The 21,522-nt window shown below is 59.8% G+C and carries 21 protein-coding genes; 7 read left to right on the top strand and 14 right to left on the bottom strand.

What is annotated here, in order from left to right:
* Window positions 1–3: 3 nt before the first annotated feature.
* Window positions 4–672, top strand: a complete 669-nt coding sequence (locus KW821_RS18775) for a spermidine synthase (RefSeq protein WP_042652963.1) — start codon at window positions 4–6, stop codon at window positions 670–672.
* Here the strand turns inward: KW821_RS18775 and dtd are convergent.
* From dtd to typA, 3 genes are all read right to left on the bottom strand, one after another.
* The gene (dtd, locus tag KW821_RS18770) at window positions 669–1,106 is read right to left on the bottom strand and encodes a D-aminoacyl-tRNA deacylase (RefSeq protein ID WP_042652895.1); all 438 of its coding nucleotides are present in this window, start codon (window positions 1,104–1,106) and stop codon (window positions 669–671) included. The two genes, KW821_RS18775 and dtd, sit on opposite strands and share 4 nt — an antisense overlap.
* A 75-nt stretch (window positions 1,107–1,181) precedes the next feature.
* Window positions 1,182–2,054 carry a virulence factor BrkB family protein gene (locus KW821_RS18765; protein ID WP_042652896.1) on the bottom strand — a complete coding sequence of 291 codons (873 nt, stop codon included), beginning with the start codon at window positions 2,052–2,054 and terminating at the stop codon, window positions 1,182–1,184.
* 151 nt (window positions 2,055–2,205) lie between these two features.
* Window positions 2,206–4,017, bottom strand: a complete 1,812-nt coding sequence (typA, locus tag KW821_RS18760; protein ID WP_042652897.1) for a translational GTPase TypA — start codon at window positions 4,015–4,017, stop codon at window positions 2,206–2,208.
* A 351-nt stretch (window positions 4,018–4,368) separates the two neighbouring features.
* Between typA and glnA the strand changes: the two genes are divergently transcribed.
* From glnA to add, 5 genes are all read left to right on the top strand, one after another.
* Window positions 4,369–5,778: a glutamate--ammonia ligase gene (gene glnA, locus KW821_RS18755; protein ID WP_042652898.1), complete on the top strand. Its 1,410-nt coding sequence runs from the start codon at window positions 4,369–4,371 to the stop codon at window positions 5,776–5,778.
* 203 nt (window positions 5,779–5,981) lie between these two features.
* Entirely contained in the window at window positions 5,982–6,557 is a 576-nt protein-coding gene (locus KW821_RS18750) for a DUF4124 domain-containing protein (protein WP_218292520.1), read from the top strand.
* A gap of 86 nt (window positions 6,558–6,643) precedes the next feature.
* Entirely contained in the window at window positions 6,644–7,699 is a 1,056-nt protein-coding gene (glnL, locus tag KW821_RS18745) for a nitrogen regulation protein NR(II) (RefSeq protein ID WP_218292519.1), read from the top strand.
* Between the two features lie 9 nt (window positions 7,700–7,708).
* On the top strand, window positions 7,709–9,127 hold the full coding sequence (glnG, locus tag KW821_RS18740; protein WP_042652901.1) for a nitrogen regulation protein NR(I): 1,419 nt from the start codon (window positions 7,709–7,711) through the stop codon (window positions 9,125–9,127).
* A gap of 141 nt (window positions 9,128–9,268) precedes the next feature.
* On the top strand, window positions 9,269–10,270 hold the full coding sequence (add, locus tag KW821_RS18735; RefSeq protein WP_218292518.1) for an adenosine deaminase: 1,002 nt from the start codon (window positions 9,269–9,271) through the stop codon (window positions 10,268–10,270).
* 72 nt (window positions 10,271–10,342) lie between these two features.
* Here add and hemN read toward each other — a convergent pair whose 3' ends face one another.
* The 4 genes from hemN to KW821_RS18715 all read right to left on the bottom strand — a co-directional run bounded on the left by hemN (window position 10,343) and on the right by KW821_RS18715 (window position 14,189).
* Window positions 10,343–11,716 (bottom strand): oxygen-independent coproporphyrinogen III oxidase, encoded by a 1,374-nt coding sequence (hemN, locus tag KW821_RS18730; RefSeq protein WP_042652903.1) that lies wholly within the window; start codon window positions 11,714–11,716, stop codon window positions 10,343–10,345.
* Between the two features lie 25 nt (window positions 11,717–11,741).
* The gene (locus tag KW821_RS18725) at window positions 11,742–12,182 is read right to left on the bottom strand and encodes a DUF2489 domain-containing protein (protein WP_042652904.1); all 441 of its coding nucleotides are present in this window, start codon (window positions 12,180–12,182) and stop codon (window positions 11,742–11,744) included.
* 11 nt (window positions 12,183–12,193) lie between these two features.
* The gene (yihI, locus tag KW821_RS18720; protein WP_218292517.1) at window positions 12,194–12,772 is read right to left on the bottom strand and encodes a Der GTPase-activating protein YihI; all 579 of its coding nucleotides are present in this window, start codon (window positions 12,770–12,772) and stop codon (window positions 12,194–12,196) included.
* 799 nt (window positions 12,773–13,571) lie between these two features.
* Window positions 13,572–14,189 (bottom strand): cytochrome c, encoded by a 618-nt coding sequence (locus tag KW821_RS18715; RefSeq protein ID WP_218292516.1) that lies wholly within the window; start codon window positions 14,187–14,189, stop codon window positions 13,572–13,574.
* 142 nt (window positions 14,190–14,331) lie between these two features.
* On the opposite strand from KW821_RS18715, the gene yihA reads away from it, so the two are divergent.
* On the top strand, window positions 14,332–14,988 hold the full coding sequence (gene yihA / locus KW821_RS18710; protein WP_218292515.1) for a ribosome biogenesis GTP-binding protein YihA/YsxC: 657 nt from the start codon (window positions 14,332–14,334) through the stop codon (window positions 14,986–14,988).
* Window positions 14,989–16,117: 1,129 nt separating this feature from the next.
* On the opposite strand, the gene aroE is transcribed toward yihA, so the two are convergent.
* The 7 genes from aroE to dprA all read right to left on the bottom strand — a co-directional run bounded on the left by aroE (window position 16,118) and on the right by dprA (window position 21,522).
* Complete coding sequence (aroE, locus tag KW821_RS18705; RefSeq protein ID WP_218292514.1) at window positions 16,118–16,939, bottom strand: shikimate dehydrogenase; 822 nt, start codon at window positions 16,937–16,939, stop codon at window positions 16,118–16,120.
* Window positions 16,940–17,040: 101 nt separating this feature from the next.
* Window positions 17,041–17,949, bottom strand: coding sequence for an oxygen-dependent coproporphyrinogen oxidase (gene hemF / locus KW821_RS18700; protein WP_218292513.1), 909 nt, complete (start codon window positions 17,947–17,949; stop codon window positions 17,041–17,043).
* 98 nt (window positions 17,950–18,047) lie between these two features.
* Complete coding sequence (locus tag KW821_RS18695) at window positions 18,048–18,608, bottom strand: Sua5/YciO/YrdC/YwlC family protein (RefSeq protein ID WP_218292512.1); 561 nt, start codon at window positions 18,606–18,608, stop codon at window positions 18,048–18,050.
* A gap of 138 nt (window positions 18,609–18,746) precedes the next feature.
* Window positions 18,747–19,253 (bottom strand): 5-(carboxyamino)imidazole ribonucleotide mutase, encoded by a 507-nt coding sequence (gene purE, locus KW821_RS18690; protein ID WP_218292511.1) that lies wholly within the window; start codon window positions 19,251–19,253, stop codon window positions 18,747–18,749.
* A gap of 74 nt (window positions 19,254–19,327) precedes the next feature.
* A complete protein-coding gene (locus KW821_RS18685; RefSeq protein WP_218292510.1) occupies window positions 19,328–19,885 on the bottom strand; it encodes a type I DNA topoisomerase in 558 nt (185 codons plus the stop codon).
* 55 nt (window positions 19,886–19,940) lie between these two features.
* On the bottom strand, window positions 19,941–20,414 hold the full coding sequence (locus tag KW821_RS18680; RefSeq protein ID WP_025325340.1) for a DUF494 family protein: 474 nt from the start codon (window positions 20,412–20,414) through the stop codon (window positions 19,941–19,943).
* A complete protein-coding gene (gene dprA / locus KW821_RS18675; protein ID WP_218292509.1) occupies window positions 20,407–21,522 on the bottom strand; it encodes a DNA-processing protein DprA in 1,116 nt (371 codons plus the stop codon). Before dprA ends, KW821_RS18680 begins: the two co-directional genes overlap by 8 nt.

Genomic DNA, 21,522 nt, shown 5'->3' with positions numbered 1-21,522 from the left:
TTCATGGACTTCAATCCGCAAGCGTACCAAGCCGAACACTTATTGCACCTCAGCACCAAGGCCGAGCGCCGGCTCTGCATCCTGGAAAACGCCGAGCACCGCTGGCTGGAGATGGACGGCGTGGTGCAATCGGCCATGTGCCTCAGTGAACCGGACCGGCTCTGCCTGCCCCATCAACAACACATAGCCGCGCGGCTGCCAAGCCAGGCGAGCCGGATCCTGGAGCTGGGGCTGGGGGGCGGGGATCTCACCCGCCATCTGGGGGCACGCTGGCCCGAGGCAAGCCACGACTGCGTGGATCTGGATGCCGAGGTGCTGACCCTCTTCCAGGCCTTCTTCCAGGCGCCAGGGGGACCCTCTGCTCGGCCGCCGCGCCTGCATCACGCCGACGCGCTCCGTTTCCTGTTAGACAGCAGGGAGCACTACGATCTGGTGCTGCTGGATCTGTTCAGCCAGGACGGCAACCCCCGACTGCTGTTCCAGGCCCCGCTCTATCAGGCGCTGGCCCAGTGCCTGCGCGGCACCCTCATCATCAACCTGCTGCCACGCACCCGGCTGGAGCTGGAGCAGGCGCTGCGGCTGGCCGAGGAGTGGGTCGGCCCCACCCAGGCCTATCCGGTCCCCGGCTACCTCAACGTGATCCTGCACGCCACCCGTCAGGACGCCGCCTAGACCTGCAGCCAGAAGGTCACGGGGCCGTCGTTGAGCAACCGCACCTGCATGTCGGCGGCGAAGCGACCGGTCTCGGTCGGCAGGCCGCTATTTTTCGCCTGGGCGACGAAATAGTCATAGAGCCGCTCGGCATCGCTCGGGTGAGCGCCGCCGGAGAAGCCCGGCCTCATCCCCTTCTTGGTATCCGCCGCCAGGGTAAACTGGGACACCACCAGCAGACTGCCGCCGGCCTGGGTCAGGCTGAGGTTCATCTTGCCGTCCGCATCGGAGAAGATGCGATAGCCGCTCACCTTGTGCAGCAGCTTGTCGGCCTTGGCCTCGTCATCCCCCTGCTCCACCCCGAGCAGTACCAGCAGACCGGCGTCGATGGCACCGGTCACCTCTCCCTCGACGGTCACACTGGCCTCGGAGACCCGCTGAATCAATGCGATCACTCATCACTCCTTTGTCTTGTCAGAAAGAAACGACCGCCAAGAGGCGGCCGTTGATGTTAGCAACAAGGTGTGGGCTCAGCCCAGCTCCTCTGCGCCCGGTTTCTCATATTCGCCGAGACAGGCGGTGGTCTCGGCCCCCAGCAACACCACCAACCAGCTCAGGTAGACCCAGACAAACAGGATAGGGATTGTCGCCAGCGCGCCATAGATGGCCTGATAGGAGGGGAAGTTGGTGATGTAGATGGTGAAGCCGCGCTTGGCCAGCTCGAACAGGCTCGCCGCCACCAGGGCACCGATGAAGGCGTGGGTCAGCCGCACCTTGCAGTTGGGCACCACGGTATAGATCAACAGGAAGCCGAACACGGAGAACAGGAACGGCAGACCCCGCAGCAGCCAGTAACCCACCCCGAACAGCGCCTCGCCCTGGAAGAACCGCAGCGAGATGATGTAGGAGGAGACGGCGATGCTGGCGCCGATGAGCACGGGCCCCAGGGTCAGGATCATCCAGTACATGGCGAAGGCCTGGGCCAGCGGCCGGCTCTGGGTCGAGCGCCAGATGTAGTTGAGGTTCTTGTCGATGGCCGAGATCAGCATCAGGGCGACCACGATCAGGGCGCCGATACCGACCGCCGTGGTGTTGGTGGCATTGGCCACGAAGCCGTCGATGTACTCCTTGAGCGCCTCCCCGGCGGTCGGCACGAAGTTGTGATAGACGAACTGCTCCATCGCCTGCTTCAGGGTCTGGAACACCGGGAAGGCCGACATCATGCCGAACACCACGGCCACCATGGGCACCAGGGAGAGCAGGGTCACGTAGGCCAGGTAGCCGGCGGTGACGGTCAATCTGTCCTGCTGGAAACGACCCCAGACAAACTGGGCGAAGTGGGCACCATCGTGGCGCAAGAAGGAGAGGGCGTGACCGAGGCGGCTAGCGATTGTGTTCTGCATCGTGGTTCTCAGAGGCTTCATCATGCAGATATTGTGTCAGATGGCATGGCCATTTGACCACCCGTGGCCGGATGGAGTTGGCCTATACCCCGCCAAACGGCCATAAAAAAAGAGGCCCGAAGGCCTCTCTCTGTCTGTCGATGCACAGATATCAAGCACGACCGGCGCGCTTGCGATCCATCTCGGTCAGCAGTTTCTTACGGATACGGACAGCCTTTGGAGTAACTTCAACCAACTCATCGTTGTCGATGAACTCGAGAGCCTGTTCCAGGGTCATGCGGATCGGCGGAGTCAGCACCTGGGCTTCGTCGGTACCGGAGGCACGCATGTTGGTCAGCTGTTTGCCCTTCAGGCAGTTAACAGTCAGATCGTTGGAGCGGGAGTGGATCCCGATCACCTGGCCTTCGTACACCTCGGTAGCGTGACCGATGAACAGACGACCGCGGTCTTGCAGACCGAACAGGGCGAAAGTCAGGGCCTTACCGGTGGCGTTGGAGATCAGCACGCCGTTCTGACGCTCACCGATGCTGCCACCCTTGTGCGGACCGTAATGGTCGAAGCTGTGATACAGCAGACCAGTACCGGAAGTCATGGTCAGGAACTCGGTCTGGAAACCGATCAAGCCACGGCTCGGGATCATGAAGTCAAGACGGACGCGGCCCTTGCCATCCGGAGTCATGTTGGTCATCTCACCCTTACGCAGGCCGAGTTGCTCCATGACTGAACCCTGGTTCGCCTCTTCCACATCGACAGTGACTGTCTCATACGGTTCGTGAAGCACGCCATCGATGGTGCGCAGGATAACTTCTGGACGGGATACCGCCAGTTCGTAGCCTTCGCGACGCATGTTTTCGATCAGGATGGACAGGTGCAGTTCACCACGACCGGATACACGGAACTTGTCCTGGTCATCAGTGTCTTCCACACGCAACGCCACGTTGTGAACCAGCTCCTGGTCCAGACGCTCACGGATGTTGCGCGAGGTAACGAACTTGCCTTCTTTACCGGCAAACGGTGAGGTGTTGACCTGGAAGGTCATGTTCACGGTCGGCTCATCAACGGACAGAGCCGGCAAGGCTTCAACTGCGTTGTTATCACAGATGGTGTCGGAGATTTTCAACTCGCCCAGACCGGTGATGGCGATGATGTCGCCCGCTTGCGCGCTTGCCACTTCAGTACGAGCCAGGCCCAGGTAACCCAGTACCTGACCAACCTTGCCAGTGCGAGTCTTGCCATCAGCACCGACAACGGTGACCTGCTGGTTGCTCTTGACGCGACCACGGCTGATACGGCCGATACCGATAACACCCACATAGGAGTTGTAATCGATCTGGGAGATCTGCATCTGGAAGCCGCCATCAGGATCGGCATTCGGTGCTTTCACGTTATCAACGATGGCCTGGAACAGCGGCTCCATGCTGTCGGACTCAACGTTCTGATCCATGGAGGCCCAGCCGTTCAGAGCAGAGGCGTAGACAACTTTGAAATCCAGCTGGTCATCGGTGGCACCCAGGTTGTCAAACAGGTCAAAAACCTGATCCATAACCCAATCAGGACGGGCGCCCGGACGGTCAACCTTGTTGATGACCACGATCGGCTTCAGGCCCTTAGCGAAGGCTTTCTGGGTTACAAAGCGGGTTTGTGGCATCGGGCCGTCGACGGCGTCAACCAACAGCAGCACGGAGTCAACCATAGACAGAACCCGCTCAACTTCACCACCGAAGTCGGCGTGACCCGGGGTATCGACGATGTTGATACGGTAGTCATTCCAGCGGATCGCAGTGTTCTTGGCGAGAATGGTAATACCACGTTCCTTTTCCAGGTCGTTGGAATCCATCAGACGCTCTTGACCATCAGTGGTACGGTCCAGGGTTCCAGACTGCTGCAGCAGCTTATCAACCAGGGTAGTTTTGCCGTGGTCTACGTGCGCAATAATCGCAATATTGCGTAAATTCTCTAACATTCTCGCCTCAATCACCGGGTAAAATTGGGCGCTAATTGTACTCTCGCCTTTGTGATCTGCCTAGCATAATTGCAGTGCATTCGCGCACAACAGGGGATCAGGATCATAGACCCCATGCTGAAAGCCTGCTTAGATGGGGGCTGATCGTGCTGGCGCACCACGATGGTGCACCAAAACGATCCAAGGTTGCACCACTTTGAAGCGCGACCCTGCACGAGAGCGGGTATCCCGACAGCCTGAAACGGTGCAAATGCCCTGAAATCAAGCTGTCACAAACTTGGCACGATACTGGCTTATGTGAATGTGACGACGCATTCACCCAAAGAGTTTTAACACCGGAGGTTACTTAGCATGTCAGCCCAGAACGTTTTGGCCCTGATCCAGGAACACGAAGTCAAGTTTGTTGACCTGCGCTTTACCGATACCAAGGGTAAAGAGCAGCACGTATCCATCCCTTCCCACCAGGTCAACGAAGAGTTCTTCGAAGACGGCAAGATGTTCGATGGCTCCTCCATCGGCGGCTGGAAGGGCATCAACGAGTCTGACATGGTGCTGATGCCGGATGCGGCCTCCGCCAAGCTGGATCCGTTCACCGAAGAGACCACGCTGAACATCGTCTGTGACGTGCTGGAACCGGCCACCATGCAAGGTTATGACCGCGACCCGCGCTCCATCTCCAAGCGTGCAGAAGATTTCCTGAAAGCCAGCGGCATCGCTGACACCGTGCTGTTCGGGCCGGAACCGGAATTCTTCATGTTCGACAACATCACCTTTTCCAACACCATGGGCCACAGCTTCGTCAAGATCGAATCCGAAGAGGCTGCCTGGAACTCGGGTACCGAGTACGAGCACGGCAACAAGGGTCACCGTCCCTTCGTCAAGGGTGGTTACTTCCCGGTTGCACCGGTTGACTCCTCCCAGGACATCCGCGCCGCCATGTGTCTGGTGCTGGAAGAGATGGGTCAGGTCGTCGAGGCGCACCACCACGAGGTGGCCACTGCCGGTCAGAACGAGATCGCCACTCGCTTCAACACCCTCACCCTGAAGGCCGATGAAGTACAGGTTCTGAAGTACGTGATCCACAACGTGGCCCACGCCTACAACAAGACCGTCACCTTCATGCCGAAACCCATGTTCGGTGACAACGGCTCCGGCATGCACTGCCACCAGTCCCTGGCCAAGAACGGCGTCAACCTGTTCGCTGGCGACCTGTACGGCGGTCTGTCCGAGATGGCGCTGCACTACATCGGCGGCATCATCAAGCACGCCAAGGCCATCAACGCCTTCGCCAACCCGACCACCAACTCCTACAAGCGTCTGGTTCCGGGTTACGAAGCACCGGTCATGCTGGCTTACTCTGCCCGTAACCGCTCCGCCTCCATCCGTATCCCTGTGGTGCCGAGCCCGAAAGCCCGCCGCATCGAGGTGCGCTTCCCGGATCCGGCAGCCAACCCGTACCTGGCCTTCGCAGCCCAGCTGATGGCCGGTCTGGACGGTATCATCAACAAGATCCATCCGGGCGATGCCATGGACAAGAACTTGTATGACCTGCCGCCGGAAGAAGCCGCAGAAGTGCCGACCGTTGCCGGCTCTCTGGACGAAGCCCTGGCCGCACTGGACACCGACCGCGAGTTCCTGACCCGTGGTGGCGTGTTCAGCGATGACTTCATCAACTCCTACCTGGAGCTGAAGCAGCACGATGTGGACCGCGTACGCATGACTCCGCACCCGCTGGAGTTCGAGCTGTACTACTCCGTCTAAGTCGACATGCTTGTTTTATCGTGAAAAAACCCGCCAGATGGCGGGTTTTTTGTCTGACTGGTCGAGTCACAGCGCCATGGATCCGGCCATCGGCCCGATACCCGTTTCATCCCATCGGCTTATCTTATCCCCATGGGTCCGACAATCGGTCCGAGCGTTTTTTCTCTGATAGGATTAAGCAGGATACCGTCAAGGAGAGATGGATGAAAAATGTACACCCGATATGGATGCTGGGCCTGTTGCTGCTGATGCCCTGCGCCGCGCAGGCCGCCACAGTCTATTCCTGGGTCGATGCCAATGGCGTGACCCACTACACCGATGCCCCTCCCCCCGGCAAACGGGCCAAGGAACTGGATCTGCGGGTCTCCCCCCTCATCGGCACGGCCCCCCATTCGGTTCAGGTCGACAACTTCAATAGCCTGACCGGTGTCGATACCAAGAAGGCGCAGGAAGCCAGCCCACTGGCGATTACGCTGCTCTCCCCCGAACCGGGCAGCACCCTGCGTGACAACACCGGCAACGTGGTGTTTCAGGCCGAGGTCAGCCCCCATGTCCCGGTGCAATACGATGTACGCCTCACCCTGAACGGCAAGGCGGCCCCCCTCGTTCATAACAGCCTGGCCATCCGGGTCGAAAACCTCGATCGCGGTGCCCACGAGGCACGGCTCGAGCTGCTCGCCAAAGACGGTACGATCCTTGCTAAATCTAAACCAGCCACCTTTTACCTGCACAGAACGACGGTAGATCCAGCTCCCAAACCCACCCCCAAGGCCGATTAGGGGTGATGTGATGCACCGATGCGGGTAAACTCAATGCACCATATCGGTGCATCATTAGTGTGCAGCACCGTTTTAGGGAGAAACCTGTGCCAACCCGCTCGGATCATGCCAAGACCCTCTTGGACAACCTGTTGACTGCCGTCATCCTGATGGATGAACGGCTCTGCATTCAATTCGTCAACCCGGCGGCTGAACAACTGCTCTCCCTCAGCGAGCGGCGACTGATCGGGATCGAACTGCCCCACCTGCTGGAGCACATCTCCCTCGATCTGCAACGGTTCAAGCAATGCCTCATTTCGGGGCAGGGCTTCACCGACAGCGAAGTCACCCTGGTGGTGGAAGGGGAACCCAGGCTGGTCGAGATCAGCGTGAGCCCCATGGCCGACCACGAGCAGCGGCTGATGGTGGTGGAACTGCGCAAGATCGATCAGCAGAAGAAGATCAGCCAGGAGCTGCAGCAACATGCCCAGCAACAGGCGGCCAAGGAGTTGGTGCGCGGCCTGGCCCACGAGATCAAGAACCCGCTGGGTGGCCTGCGCGGCGCGGCCCAGCTGCTGCAAAAGGAGCTGCCGGATCCGGCCCTGCGCGAATACACCGGCATCATCATCGAGCAGGCCGATCGGCTGCGGGTGCTGGTCGATCGCCTGCTCGGCCCCCAGCGCCCTGGCCGGCACCAGATGCACAATGTGCACTCTGTGCTGGAGCAGGTGCGCCGCCTGGTGGATCTGGAGCTGCCGCCCCAGATCCGCATCGAGCGGGATTACGACCCCAGCATCCCGGAGTTCGAGATGGAGCCGGATCAGATGCAGCAGGCCTTCCTCAACATGGTGCGCAATGCCGCCGAGGCGCTGGGGGAGCAGGCTGGCTTCATCCGCATCAAGACCCGTACCGCCTTTCAGGTCACCATCCACGGCCAGCGCTACCGGCTGGCGGCCGAGATCAAGATCATCGACAACGGCCCCGGCATCCCGGATGCCATCCGCGACACCCTGTTCTACCCCATGATCACCGGCAAGGAGGGCGGCACCGGTCTCGGCCTCTCCATCGCCCAGAACCTGATCGATCAACACAAAGGCCGCATCGACTGCATCAGCTGGCCAGGTCACACCGAATTCACTATCTATCTACCGCTTCGCAAATAAGGGAACCTCATGACAGCAAAAGTGTGGATCGTCGATGACGACAGCTCCATCCGGTGGGTCCTGGAGCGCACCCTTGGCAGCGAAGGCTTCGAATGCGAGAGCTTTGCCGATGGCGAAGCCCTGCTGAGCTCGCTTGAGATGCGCTCGCCGGACGTGATCCTGTCCGATATCCGCATGCCGGGCATCGACGGGCTCAGCCTTCTGGAGCAGATCCACCGCCGCCAGGCCGATCTGCCCATCATCATCATGACCGCCCACTCTGACCTCGACAGCGCAGTCAACGCCTACCAGCGCGGGGCCTTCGAATACCTGCCCAAGCCGTTCGACATCGAGGAGGCGGTGACCCTGGTGCGACGCGCCGAGAACCATCTGAAGGAACAGCGCACCAAGCGCAAGGCACGCCAGCAGGAGCCCGGCAACAGCCCCGAGATCATCGGTGAGGCGCCGGCCATGCAGGAGGTGTTCCGCGCCATCGGCCGGCTCTCCCGCTCCAGCATCTCGGTGCTGATCAACGGCCAGAGCGGCACCGGCAAGGAGCTGGTCGCCCACGCCCTGCACAAGCACAGCCCGCGCGCCCACAAGAACTTCATCGCCCTCAACATGGCGGCGATCCCGAAAGATCTCATCGAATCCGAATTGTTCGGCCACGAGAAGGGGGCCTTCACCGGCGCCAACAACATCCGCCACGGCCGCTTCGAGCAGGCCGACGGCGGCACCCTGTTCCTCGACGAGATCGGCGACATGCCGCTGGACGTACAGACCCGGCTGTTGCGAGTGCTGGCCGACGGCCAATTCTATCGGGTCGGCGGCCATCAACCGGTACAGGTGGACGTGCGGATCATAGCGGCGACGCACCAGAACCTGGAGAAGCGGGTCGCCGATGGCGAGTTTCGGGAGGATCTGTTCCACCGCCTCAACGTCATCCGCATCCACATCCCGGCCCTCAAGGAGCGGCGCGAGGACATCCCCCAGCTGGCCCACCACTTCCTGCTGCGGGCCGCCAAGGAGCTCAATGTGGAGGCCAAGAGCCTGCACCCGGATACCCAGGCCTATGTCAGCCGCCTGCCCTGGCCGGGCAACGTGCGTCAGTTGGAGAACGTCTGCCGCTGGCTGACGGTGATGGCCTCGGGTCAGGAGGTGCTGGTGAGCGATCTGCCGCCCGAGCTGCTGACCCCCATCACCAGCACGGCGGAGCCGGGCCAACCCGCCTCGTCCGGTGGCTGGCAGCAGCAACTGCAGGATTGGGTGGCCGCTAAGCTGGCGCTGGGGGAAACCGACATCCTGGCCGACGCACTGCCCCAGTTCGAGCGCATCATGCTGGAGACGGCGCTGGAGCACACCCGCGGCCACAAGCAGGAGGCCGCCCGCCTGCTCGGTTGGGGTCGCAACACCCTGACTCGCAAGCTGAAGGAGCTCGACATTCCCTGATGCCCGAGGAAAAACGATTCCCATCACGCCTTGACGAATCGCCGACCGATAAGACCCCGTTTGCTTGCAAACGGGGTATCTTTTTTAGGAGCCCTGCCTAGAATGGCAGGCTTTCCAACCCGACTCGCAGAAGGCGCCACCATGATTGACAGATCCCTCCCCCTGACCGACCTGCACCGCCATCTGGATGGCAACATCCGCCCGCAGACCATTCTCGAGCTGGGTCGCCTGCACAACATCCGGTTGCCCGCAGACGAGCTGGAGGCGCTGCGCCCCCACGTGCAGATCGTCGAGAACGAGCCGAGCCTGGTCGCCTTCCTGAAGAAGCTGGACTGGGGCGTGGCCGTGCTGGCCGACTACGATGCCTGTCGCCGGGTCGCCTATGAAAACGTGGAAGATCTGCTGCGCGCCGGTATCGACTATGCCGAACTGCGCTTCAGCCCCGCCTACATGGCGATGGCCCACAAGCTGCATCCGCAGGGGGTGGTGGAGGCCATCATCGACGGCGTCGCCGCCGGCAGCCGCGACTTCGGCATCAAGACCAATCTCATCGGCATCATGAGCCGCACCTTCGGCACCGCACAGTGTCACGCCGAGCTGGAGGCCTGTTTGGCCCAGCGTGACCACCTGGTCGCCATCGATCTGGCCGGTGACGAGCTGGGCTTCCCCGGCGAGCTGTTCATCGATCACTTCCGCAAGGTGCGCGACGCGGGCATGAGAGTCACTGTGCACGCCGGTGAGGCGGCAGGGCCCGAGAGCATGTGGCAGGCCATCCGTGAACTCGGCGCCGAGCGCATCGGTCACGGCGTCAAGGCCATCCAGGATCCGCGCCTGATGGCCTATCTGGCGGAGCATCGCATCGGCATCGAGTCCTGCCTCACCTCGAACCTGCAGACCACTACGGTGGCGAGCCTCGCCGATCACCCAGTCCGCCAGTTCCTGGCCGCCGGCGTGCTAGCCTGCCTCAACACCGACGATCCGGCGGTGGAAGGCATTGATCTGCCCCACGAATACGAGGTGGCCGCCCCGGCCGCCGGCATGACGGCGAGCGAGATCCGCACTGCCCAGCAAAATGGCCTCACCCTGGCCTTCCTCAGCGATGGCGAGAAGGCCGAACTGAGCGCCCGCGCCGCCCAGCGCTGAGACTCATGCCTTAGCGCCCAATAAAAAAACCGCCGAGAGGCGGTTTTTTTATGTTCCGGGCATACAACAGGATCAGATCACCCGGGAGAACTGCTGCTGGCGCGCCTTGTTGCGCAGGTAGACATCGAAGCACATGCAGATGTTGCGGATCAGCAGCTGACCGGTAGAGACCACCTCCAGACCCTCTTCGGTTCTGCGCACCAGACCGTCGTCGACGAAGGTCTGCAACAGCTTGAGGTCTTCCGCGAAGTACTCCTTGAAGACCAGGCCATGGGCCTGCTCGACGGCAGCGAAGTTCAGGGAGAAGTCGCAGATGAGGCGCTTGATCACCTCGCGGCGGATCAGGTCGTCCCGATTGAGGGAGCAGCCCTTCCACTGGGCATGACCCAGTTCTTCCACCTGGGCGTAATAGGCCTTGAGCTCTTTCTGGTTCTGGGAGTAGGCATCGCCGATCATGCTGATGGAGGAGACCCCCAACCCCAGCAGATCACAATCCCCCTGGGTGGTGTAACCCTGGAAGTTGCGGTGCAGCTTGCCCTCGCGCTGCGCCACCGCCAGCTCGTCATCGGGCTTGGCGAAGTGATCCATGCCGATGAACTGGTAGCCCTGGCCGGTGAGGAAGGCGATGGTGTCCTGCAGCATCGCCAGTTTCTCCCGAGGCGCTGGCATGTCCTCTTCCTTCAGCTTGTGCTGGGCGGCGAACCGACTCGGCAGATGAGCGTAGTTGAAGATGGAGAGACGGGCCGGATCCGTTTTGAGCACTTCCTCCAGGGTGTGGTGGAAGCTGTCGCGGTTCTGGTGCGGCAGGCCATAGATGAGATCCAGGTTGGTGGAGCGGAATCCCAGCTCGCGGGCACGCTCCAGCATGGCCCTAATGAAGTCGTTGTCCTGCTCGCGGTTGACCGCGACCTGGACCGCCTTGTTGAAATCCTGCACGCCGAGGCTGATGCGGTTGAAGCCCAGCTCCCGCAGCACATTCAGCATGTCGATCGCGATCTCGCGCGGATCCACCTCTATGCTGATCTCGCCCTCGTCCGCGAACCGGAAGTGTTCGCGCAACATGGCCATCAGGCGACGAGTCTGGGCTTCATCCAGATAGGTGGGCGTGCCGCCGCCCCAGTGCAGTTGGGTCACCAGCCGGTGCTTGAACAGCGGAGCCTGGGCCTTGATCTCCTGCTCGAGGAAATCGAGGTACTGATCGGCCTTGTGCTGGTGACGGGTGATCACCTTGTTGCAGCCGCAGTAGTAACAAAGCTTGTGACAGAAAGGGATGTGCACGTAGAGCGACAGATTGCGCGCCGGATACTGCTCGGCGGCGTGAACGAAGTCCGGATAACCGAAGCGCTCGTTGAACTCCAGCGCGGTGGGATAGGAGGTGTAACGCGGACCGCTGTAGTTGTATTTTTCGATCAGGGCCTGGTCCCACACAATCTGTTCTGCTTGCACGCTTGCTTCCTCTTTCTTCTTGTTATCACCGAGTCAACTGAAAGTCCTTCAGTCGCGCCACATCCTTGAGGATCTGCGCTTCCAGCTCGGCCTCGTAGCCACTGCGCTCGAGATCCATCCTCATCACTTCATTGCGCTTGAGCGTCCGCCTCGCCTCGTGAGTCGGCATCTCCTTCACCTTCTCATAGAGGTCGTACAGGCCGGGAAACTCGCTGGCAAAGGCACGCCCGCCCGGGATCTGCAAGGCATCCAGCAGGTTGGTCAGCCGGATGGCCCCCTCGGAATAGTCGCACTGACCATCCCGTACCGCATGGGCGATAACCCTGACGCTGTCGAGGATACGTTCATTGCGGGCCGCGATGGCACGCAGCTGCATGTCGCGCTGGCGCTTGAGGCGGGCCAGCAGGGTGCCGGCGTAGACCGCCAGCCCCAGCAAGATCAGGCCACCCAACAGGGCGGCCAGCATCCATCCACTCATCACTTTTTCTTCGGCTCGGGCTTGGGTTCTGGCTGATAGTCGACCTTGCTGAAGCGATCCCACAGCTCCTCTTCGGAGGCAGGCTGGCTCGGCTCGTCATACTCTTCGTCAAAGGAGCCATCGTCGTCTTCGTCTTCATCGGTGTCGATGATGCCGAGTTCATCCATCAGCTCCTGATAACGATCCACGCGCTGGTCGACCCAGGCCTGCTCGGCCGCGTCCAGGGTCTCGCCGGTATCCAGCCGATCCAGCAGGTCGTTCAGGCGATCATCGTTCTCGATGGCGGCAAATTCCTGCTCCGGCGTCATCAGCAGCGCCTTCTCTTTCAGCAGCTTGGGTGCAACCGGCTTGGTTTTCTTCTCTTCCACGATCAGCGCGACCGGCTTGCGAGAACCGATGCGCGGATCCTTGGCCTGCTTGCCACTGCCGCTCTTGTTGGACTGCTCTGCCTGCTGGCGGGAGCCTGCCTTCAAGCCCTTGCGCTTGGCGGCGCGTTTGCGCTCACGGCCTTCTATGGCACTGGCATCTGATTCTTTGCGCTTGCCGGTAGGCTTGCGGGTGGGTTGTTTGGCCGACATGAATGACTCCGAGAAATATCTGGATTGAAGCCCGCGCCCGGGAGGATCTCGTCCGGGGAGGATGCTGAGGCGGGGAACAGTAAATCGGGAACAAGAGTGGGATCCCGCACCAATTCGGCCATATTTGGCCGCTGAACACCGCAGGATCGGCATCCTCTGGGCATGTTGCTGGTATTTTGACACAGAATGGCTGGGCGGGTTAATGACTCAACAGAAAAAAGGCAGCCGAAGCTGCCTTGATATGCTTATGCGAGTCCCATTCCCTGGCTGCGAATCGCCTTTTCCCTTGGCGTACCTCTGCGCATCATATCTTGGGGTCTTCCTGACCCTTGTTGGTCAATCCTGAATGTGCGTGTGCTTGCCTGACCCGTCCCGATGACGTCCTGCCATCCATCCGGGGTGGTTGCCTCCCGCAGCCCCGCTCGTCCCGAGCGGTCACCATCCTGGTCTTTCAATTCGTTGCCCATCACTTGCGCTGAGCCGACTCCCTGTCTCGCCTTCCCGAACCTGAATCCGCTCGCTGGGCCACTCCATGTACCCACTGTAGCAACTTGGCAAAAAGGCTCAATCCACTCAGAATGTTTTCAAACGAACATAAATCTTCAATTTTAATTCAACATATTGAAAATTATAGTTTCTATAATGAAAGCCATGACTAGTTTCAGCCCGGACCAGGCTTGGAAATGGGAGATCTCTTACAACAATGCAGGCCATTTAGAGTAAATGGTTTTAAAGGTCAAAAATAAACGGGAAACCAATGGTTCCCCGTTCTTTTCAATAAGATAAACCGCAGGTGCTATCAGTGCAGACCGGCCACGTACTTGGACAGCGCCTCGATATCCTGATCCGTCAGCTTCTTGGCCACGTCCCGCATCATGCCGTTCGGATCGTTCTCACGGGCCGCCGCACGGAAAGCGGTAAGCTGGGCCTTGATGTAGGCGGGATGCTGGCCTGACAGGCTGGGATACTTGGCCTGCTCGACACCGGAGCCACGCGGTCCGTGGCAAGCGGTGCAGGCCGCCAGACCACGACTCATGTCTCCTCCCATGTAGAGCGCCTTGCCTGCCGCGACAACGTCATCCGGCACCGCGACCGGGGTGACCTTCTGGGTGGCATAGTAGGCGGCCAGGTCGTCCATATCCTGATCGGACAGGGGCAACGCCATGGGTCCCATGATGGGTGCAACCCGGCCAGTTTGGCCAGAAGCAGCAGCCTTCAGTTCAACTAATTGTTTTTTGATATATGATGCGTGCTGACCAGCAATCTTGGGATACATATCGACTGGGCTGTTACCGTCCGGTCCATGACAAGCCGCACACACGGCAGCCTTGGTTTGTCCCGCAGCGGCATCGCCCTTGGCTTGTGCCATCCCCGTTACGCCAACCATCAGAGCAAGAGTAATGACTAGGTTCTTCATGGCGTTCCAACTTCTCGTTATTAGGCTTCCAGATCCCATGCCGCTGAAGGCATGTTAAAATAAACGCGTTTAAGCGACGCTATTTTACACGATTTCACATAAAAGTAACTCTATAACCCTCTATCTCTATGGGGAATTTACGTTGGATACACAAACTCTGAATTTCAATAAGGTGCATTTTGTGACCAGCGCACCCGACATCCGCCACCTGCCAAATGATGGGGGTGTCGAGATTGCGTTTGCCGGCCGTTCCAACGCCGGTAAGTCATCTGCATTGAATACCTTAACCAAACACAAGAACCTGGCACGGACCAGTAAGACCCCGGGCCGTACCCAGCTGATCAACCTATTCGAGCTGGAACCGGGCAAGCGTTTGGTCGACCTGCCTGGCTATGGTTATGCCCAGGTACCGCTGGAAATGAAGCTCAAGTGGCAAAAGTCGCTGGCAGAATACCTGCAGCGCCGCGAGTCCTTGAAAGGGCTGGTGATCCTGATGGATATCCGCCACCCGCTCAAAGAAACTGACATGAACATGCTGGAGTGGAGCTCACACCGTGAGCTGCCGGTCATACTGCTGCTGACCAAGGCCGACAAGTTGAGCCCGGGTCCCCGTAACAATCAGGTGATCAAGGTACGCCAGGCCGTGGCCGAACTGGGTCCGCAGATCCAGGTCGAGGCTTTCTCTTCCCTCAACAACATAGGCGTCGAGAAGCTGGCTCAAACCCTGAGCGGCTGGTATCTGTCCAATGCCGAGATCGCTCCGCTAGACATCGACGAAGACCACCAGATCGAGGAGTAAGTTACTCCTCATCTTGCTGCAATGAGCGGAGTTGGCCCTCCGCTGATTGATTGAAAGACTTTCAAGCCACCCCTCGCAGATCCCTCCTCACCCCGATCGACCATAAACAACAAGTCATTTAATATCAGATAGATAATCAGTTTTACCGCCTAGAGAATTAACTTTCAATCGCCTTGATAGCGTTTTCATTATTTCAGCGACAGAGATCATGCCGAGGGCACTTCAAGAACGAAAATGAAAGTTTATTACAACAATGGGAGGGAAAGGGGCAAAAATGAGGCCAGTCCCGCACTCTGCGGTCTGCGGTCTGCGGTCTGCGGTCTGCGGTCTGCGGTCTGCGGTCTGCGGTCTGCGGTCTGCGGTCTGCGGTCTGCGGTCTGCGGTCTGCGGTCTGCGGTCTGCGGTCTGCGGTCTGCGGTCTGGCCTGAAGCAATGAGTTCAAAAATTGGGAAAAAGCTAATTCTCGAGAACAAAGACGATTGGTTTTCCTCAAGAAACATCTCATTCTAGCAAAAAATCGATCAAATTAAAGCATTTACTCTAAACGAGGCGCATAAAAAAACACCCCGACGATGACTCATCGGGGCTGCTATTCAGCCACATTCAATTACGTGAAATAAAAGGTCTGAAAGATAGAACATCTTACCTCTGTACCCTACATCGAGAACTGTACAGCAAAGCAGCAAAAAGTGAAAGTAATTTATGTAATTTAGTTTCACAAAAAGCGTATAAGAGAATTCACTTTATTTTTCATATAGATAAAAAAATCCCCAGTACGAATACCGGGGAGTTATAAAGGTGACTAGCTAGCACTTCCTCAACTATCTAGTTAGTCAGCGCCATTTCACTCAAGTTCCGCTGTATTGAAAAAAAACTTGAAGATCTTGCCTGGCGATTGAAATAAAAATCATAACGCATTGTTATTAAGTATCTTTTCACTCAACCACTGCATGCTATAAGACCCTGAAAATATCGTCCGCCTGGCGTCTGCCCGATTGATAGACGGGCTCGCCAGCTTTTCCAACCGATGGTGCCAGGCGCCATCGGGAAGGCGCCCAGCTGCCGAGTTGGGAAATGCACAGACCGATCATCGGCCCGCAGCCTCATCGCTCGATACACCGCGCCTGACTCACAGTATCCCCAGGTTACGCTTCAGCTCTCTCAATACCTGCTTGGTCCCCGGCCGGATGCCGCGCCACACGGTGAACGCCTCAGCCGCCTGCTCCACCAGCATGCCCAGTCCATCCATGGTGTGCAGGGCGCCATGTTGCTTGGCCCAGTGAATGAAGGCGGTATCCGCCGCACCGTACATCATGTCGTAGATGGCGACGCCGCCGTGGATCATGGCCGGCGGCAAGGGGGGAAGGTCCCCCTGCAGGCTGGCGGAGGTGGAATTGATGATGAGATCGAACGAACCACTCAACTGCGCATACGTCTGAGCCATCACCTCCCCCAAATCCTGGAATTCGGCGGCCAGCTGCTCGGCCTTGGCGTGGGTACGGTTGGCAATCACCAGCTCACTCGGTCGCTCGGCCAGCAGGGGCGCCAGCGCCCCTCGGGCGGCCCCACCCGCCCCGAGCAGCAAGATCCGGCTACCGGCCAGATTCACCCCATGGGCCTTGAGATCCGCCACCAGGCCTGCACCATCGGTATTGTCCCCGAGCAGCACCCCGTCGTCGGTCAGCTTGATGGTGTTGACCGCCCCAGCCCGCTGGGCCCGTGGGCTCAGTCGAGCGACCAGGGAGAATGCCTGCTCCTTGAAGGGCACTGTCACGTTGCAACCCTTGCCCCCCTCGGCGAAGAAGGTCTGCAGGCTGGCCGCAAAATCATCGACTGCGGGCTCGGCCAGGCCATATTCCAGCGCCTGCTGGGTCTGCCTGGCAAACAGGGTGTGGATGAAGGGAGACTTGCTGTGGCGCACCGGGTGGCCAAAAACCAGATAACGATCCATCAAATATATCCATCGAAGGGCGGTCTCCCGATTTAACGGGTTTTCCCCCCGGGGGACAAGCCGAATTTCGGCCACGAAAAAGGGCCCCTGGGCCCTTCTTGTCACAACCAGTTTCTGGGAGTGAGATAGTCGCTGTAGAGCAATGCCTCCTGGCTGCCCGGTTCGGGTTGCCAATCGTACTCCCAGCGCGCCAGCGGCGGCATCGACATCAGGATCGACTCGGTGCGGCCACCGGTCTGCAGCCCGAACAGGGTACCCCGGTCGTAGACCAGGTTGAACTCCACGTAACGACCGCGCCGATAGAGCTGGAACTCCCGCTCCCGCTCCCCATAGGGCAGCGCCTTGCGCCGCGCGATGATCGGCAGATAGGCATCGAGGTAACCTCTGCCCACCGCCCGCATAAAGGCGAAACAGTCGTCAAACGGCCAGCGATTCAGATCGTCGAAGAAGAGGCCACCGACACCACGAGTCTCATTGCGGTGCTTGAGGAAGAAGTAACGATCGCACCACCCCTTGAACTCGGGGTAGATCTCCTCACCAAAGGGCTGGCAGAGATCGTGCGACACCTGATGCCAGTGCAGCACATCCTCGGCAAAGGGGTAAAACGGTGTCAGATCGAAGCCACCGCCGAACCACCAGATGGGCTCTTCACCCTCTTTCTCGGCGATGAAGAAGCGGACGTTGGCATGGCTGGTCGGCACATAGGGATTGTGGGGGTGGATCACCAGCGAGACCCCCATGGCCTCGAATCTGCGCCCCGCCAGCTCCGGCCTATGGGCGGTCGCCGAGGCCGGCATGGCATCACCATGAACGTGGGAGAAGTTGACGCCCCCCTGCTCAATCACGGCGCCCTGGCGCAGCACCCGGGTACGGCCACCACCACCACCCTCACGGGTCCAGGCGTCTTCCACGAAGCGCCCTTCCCCATCGGCCTGCTCCAGGCCCTGGCAGATCTCGTCCTGCAGCTGCAGTAGGAAGGCCTTGATCTGGGCCACGTCCGGTTTGCTCATCTCGTCTCCAGTCGGGCGGGATCCTGTCCCGCCCGTCTTATTATGGTGTCGCTGCCAAAGTCAGAGGCCGCTCGCGGCCTGGCAAAGAAGATATGCCCTCAAGAGGGGCGAATGACAGCGCCGGTTCTGGCGTCCTTAATCTCGGACGGATTAGCCTGTTCACCCACTTCGCCTGGCAGGATATAGGCCAGCAGGTGCGCCAGCGGCGCGCCTATGTCGGCGACGCAGCGAGCGGGCGCTTCCCCGGTCAGATTGGCACTGGTCGACACCAGCGGCTTGCCGAAGGCACGGCACAGCGCCTGCACCTGAGGATGCGCCGTCACTCGAACCGCCAGGGTATCGAACTGGCCGGTGAGCCAGGCCGGCGTCGTGGCACGGGCGGGCATGATCCAGGTGAAGGGACCAGGCCAGCTAGTCTGTACTCGGGCAAGCTGATCGGCACTGAGCTGACTCAGATCGATGTAATCCTGCACCTGCGCCAGATCGGCGGCAATCAGGATCAGCCCCTTCTCCACCGGACGCTGCTTGATGGCCAGCAGACGCTGCACGGCCAGCTCGGAATCGGGATCACAACCCAGGCCGAACACGGCCTCGGTCGCGTAGGCGATCACCCCGTCATCACGGAGGGCGGCAATCGCTTGTTCAAATTCGTTTGGCATAGAAAAAATGCGGTAGCAGAGCTACCGCCTCATCACTGATTGACATTGAGCCTGCTAGAGCGGCAACCGCTTGTTCAGATTCATTTTTCCTGGAACGCAGAAAAATACGACCCGTCAGGCTGGCTGCCGCCTCATCGCTTACTTGAGCAGTTGAGCCTGCAGGGCGGCATCCTTGGCCATCACCTCTTCGGCATTCTTCTGGCGCTCGGCGCGTACCCTGGCTGCCAGTGCGTCATCGGCCACGGCCAGCATCTGGGCAGCCAGATAACCGGCGTTCTTGGCGCCGGCCTTGCCGATCGCCACGGTCGCCACCGGCACGCCACCCGGCATCTGCACGGTGGAGAGCAATGCATCCAGCCCCTTGAGCGGGCCACCATCGATGGGCACCCCGATCACGGGACGGGTGGTGATGCCGGCCACGGCGCCAGCCAGGTGGGCGGCCAGCCCGGCGGCGCAGATGAAGACCTTGCAACCACGGGTTTCAGCATCGGTGACATACTGATGAGTCGCGGCCGGGGTACGGTGCGCGGAGGTGACCTTCACTTCCACTGTGATATCAAACGACTTGAGGACTTCAAGGGTGGATTGCATCACGGGAAAATCTGAATCAGAGCCCATCAATACGGCAACAAAGGGTTTATTCATGGTGGGAATTTCCTTACTCCAAGTGGGGGGTTGAAGTTCGCCGAAAACGTTTCAATTTGGTTACGGCGGCGGGATTATACCTGCTCACTCTGATGGCCGCATTTCTTTTGCGGGCAGATCCACCTCAGATTTCCCCTCACTTTCTTCTCCACCATGATGCCCCAGCCACATTCGGGACAAGGCATGGGGATCGGCTTGTCGTTAACCACATATTTACAATGGGGATAGCCATCACAGGAGTAAAACTGCTTGCCGTAGCGGGAGGTTCGGCTCACCAGATGACCCTTGCCACACTCGGGACAGAGGATCTGGGTGTCGTCGCTTTCCTGCAAGGATTCGATGTGCTGACAGGCCGGATACTGGGTGCAACCGACGAACAGGCCGTAACGCCCCTTCTTGATCGCCAGCGGCTGGCCGCAATCCGGGCAGGCGGATCCTTCCAGCACCTTCTCGATGTCGCGGCCGGATGGCGTCAGGGAACGGATGTAGTCGCAGGCGGGATAGGCGGAGCAGCCCAGAAAGGGGCCATGCTTGCCCTGGCGGATCACCAGCTCGGCACCACACTGCGGGCAAGGCTCTCGCTCGAACGCGTTCTCGTGGGCAGAAAAGAGGTGATGATCGATTTTTGACATGGGCCGCGCCTTGAAATCCAGATGGCCTGAATTCTACCAGCGCGGCACCGGACTGTCAGTGAATGACACCGTCTGACTCGTCAAACACCAGCTCTTCCATCTGCTGGTAGGCATTTTCACTGCCCGGTACGTTGAACAGCACCATCATAACGACCCACTTCAGGTCATCCAGCTCGATATCCGGCTTATCCAGCTCGAGCAGGCGCTCGATGCAGATCTCGCGGGTTTCGGCATTCAGCACCTGGGCCTGCTCCAGAAACAGCAGGAAGCCACGGCATTCGGTGCTGAGGCGGGCCAGCTCTTGTGGGGCATAGATCCGCATCGAGCCTTGCGCGCTGGCGGTGACGTACACCTCCCGTTCGCTGTCATGCAGATTGGCCAGCCTTTCCAGCCAGTTGAGCGCCTTCTCGATCTCGTCTTGATTGAAACCGGCCCGGCTCAGTTCGTCGGTGAGTTCATCCTGCTCTACCATCACATCAGCATCGCTGTGGATGTAGGTCTCGAAAAGGTACATCAATACATCAAACATGATTCGCCCTCCTCGTTCTGACGTATCCACCGGCTACCGCCATCACTGCACCGGCCAGCTCCAGCTCTACCAACCTGCCCAACACCAGTTCGACAGGAAGCCGGGCCCGTTCGGCGACGGTATCCACGCTCGTGGCTTCATAATCTACGTTATCCAACAAATCGGCATAAGGCAATTCGCTATTATGCGAAGGCTCTGGTGAATGACTCGCCGGTCTCGCCAACGGCACCAAGGCGGGCAGTTCCTCCATGACATCGGCCGCAGTCAAGACCAGTTTGGCCCCCTGCTGGATCAGCCTGTTGCAGCCCAATGCCTGCACATTCTGCGGGGCGCCGGGTACGGCGAACACCTCACGCCCCTGTTCCAACGCGTAACGGGCCGTGATGAGGGAGCCACTCTGTTCGGCCGCCTCCACCACCAGGGTACCGAGGGAGAGCCCGCTGATGATGCGATTGCGACGGGGGAAGTGCTCGGCGAGTGGCCCTTTGTCCGGCGCCAGCTCGGAGATCAGCAGGCCGCCGCGTTCCAGGATTTGCATGGCCAACCCCTGATGACGCTTCGGATAGAGGCAATCGAGACCAGAGCCCAACACCGCCAGCGTCACGCCCCCGGCCGTCAACGCCTGCTGATGACAGACGCCATCGATGCCAAGCGCCAGCCCCGAGGTGATCGCCAGGCCGCATTCCACCAGCTCGGCGCACAGCCGAGCCGCGTTGTCCTTGCCGGCATAGGTGGGATGGCGCGTGCCCACCATTGCCAACTGGGGCAACGCCAGCGGCTCCAGCTCGCCACGGCAATAGAGCAGCAGCGGCGCGGCGGGGATCTCTTTTAACAGGGAGGGATAACTGGGGGTATCTGGACAGATGAGATGCTGACCCGGCCTGCTCGCCCAGAGCAGCCCTTGCTCTACCTCGGGCAGTGGCCACCTGAGTTCGCGGATCTGGGCCTCGCTGAGGCCCATCTCCCGAAGCCTGGCATCGTCGCAGGCAAACAGGGCGGCGATATCCCCCTCGAAGTGGGCCAGCAGGCGAGATGCGGTGACAGGACCTATGCCAGTCACCGCATCCAGCGTCAGCCACAGTGCGAGCCGTTCGAGTGGAGGCGACAC

Origin of the sequence: Aeromonas sp. sif2416, from assembly GCF_019218665.1 — a bacterium.
Lineage (GTDB): Bacteria > Pseudomonadota > Gammaproteobacteria > Enterobacterales > Aeromonadaceae > Aeromonas > Aeromonas encheleia.
The sequence above is the reverse complement of the archived record's forward strand: the minus strand, read 5'-3'. Positions and strand labels throughout refer to the sequence as shown.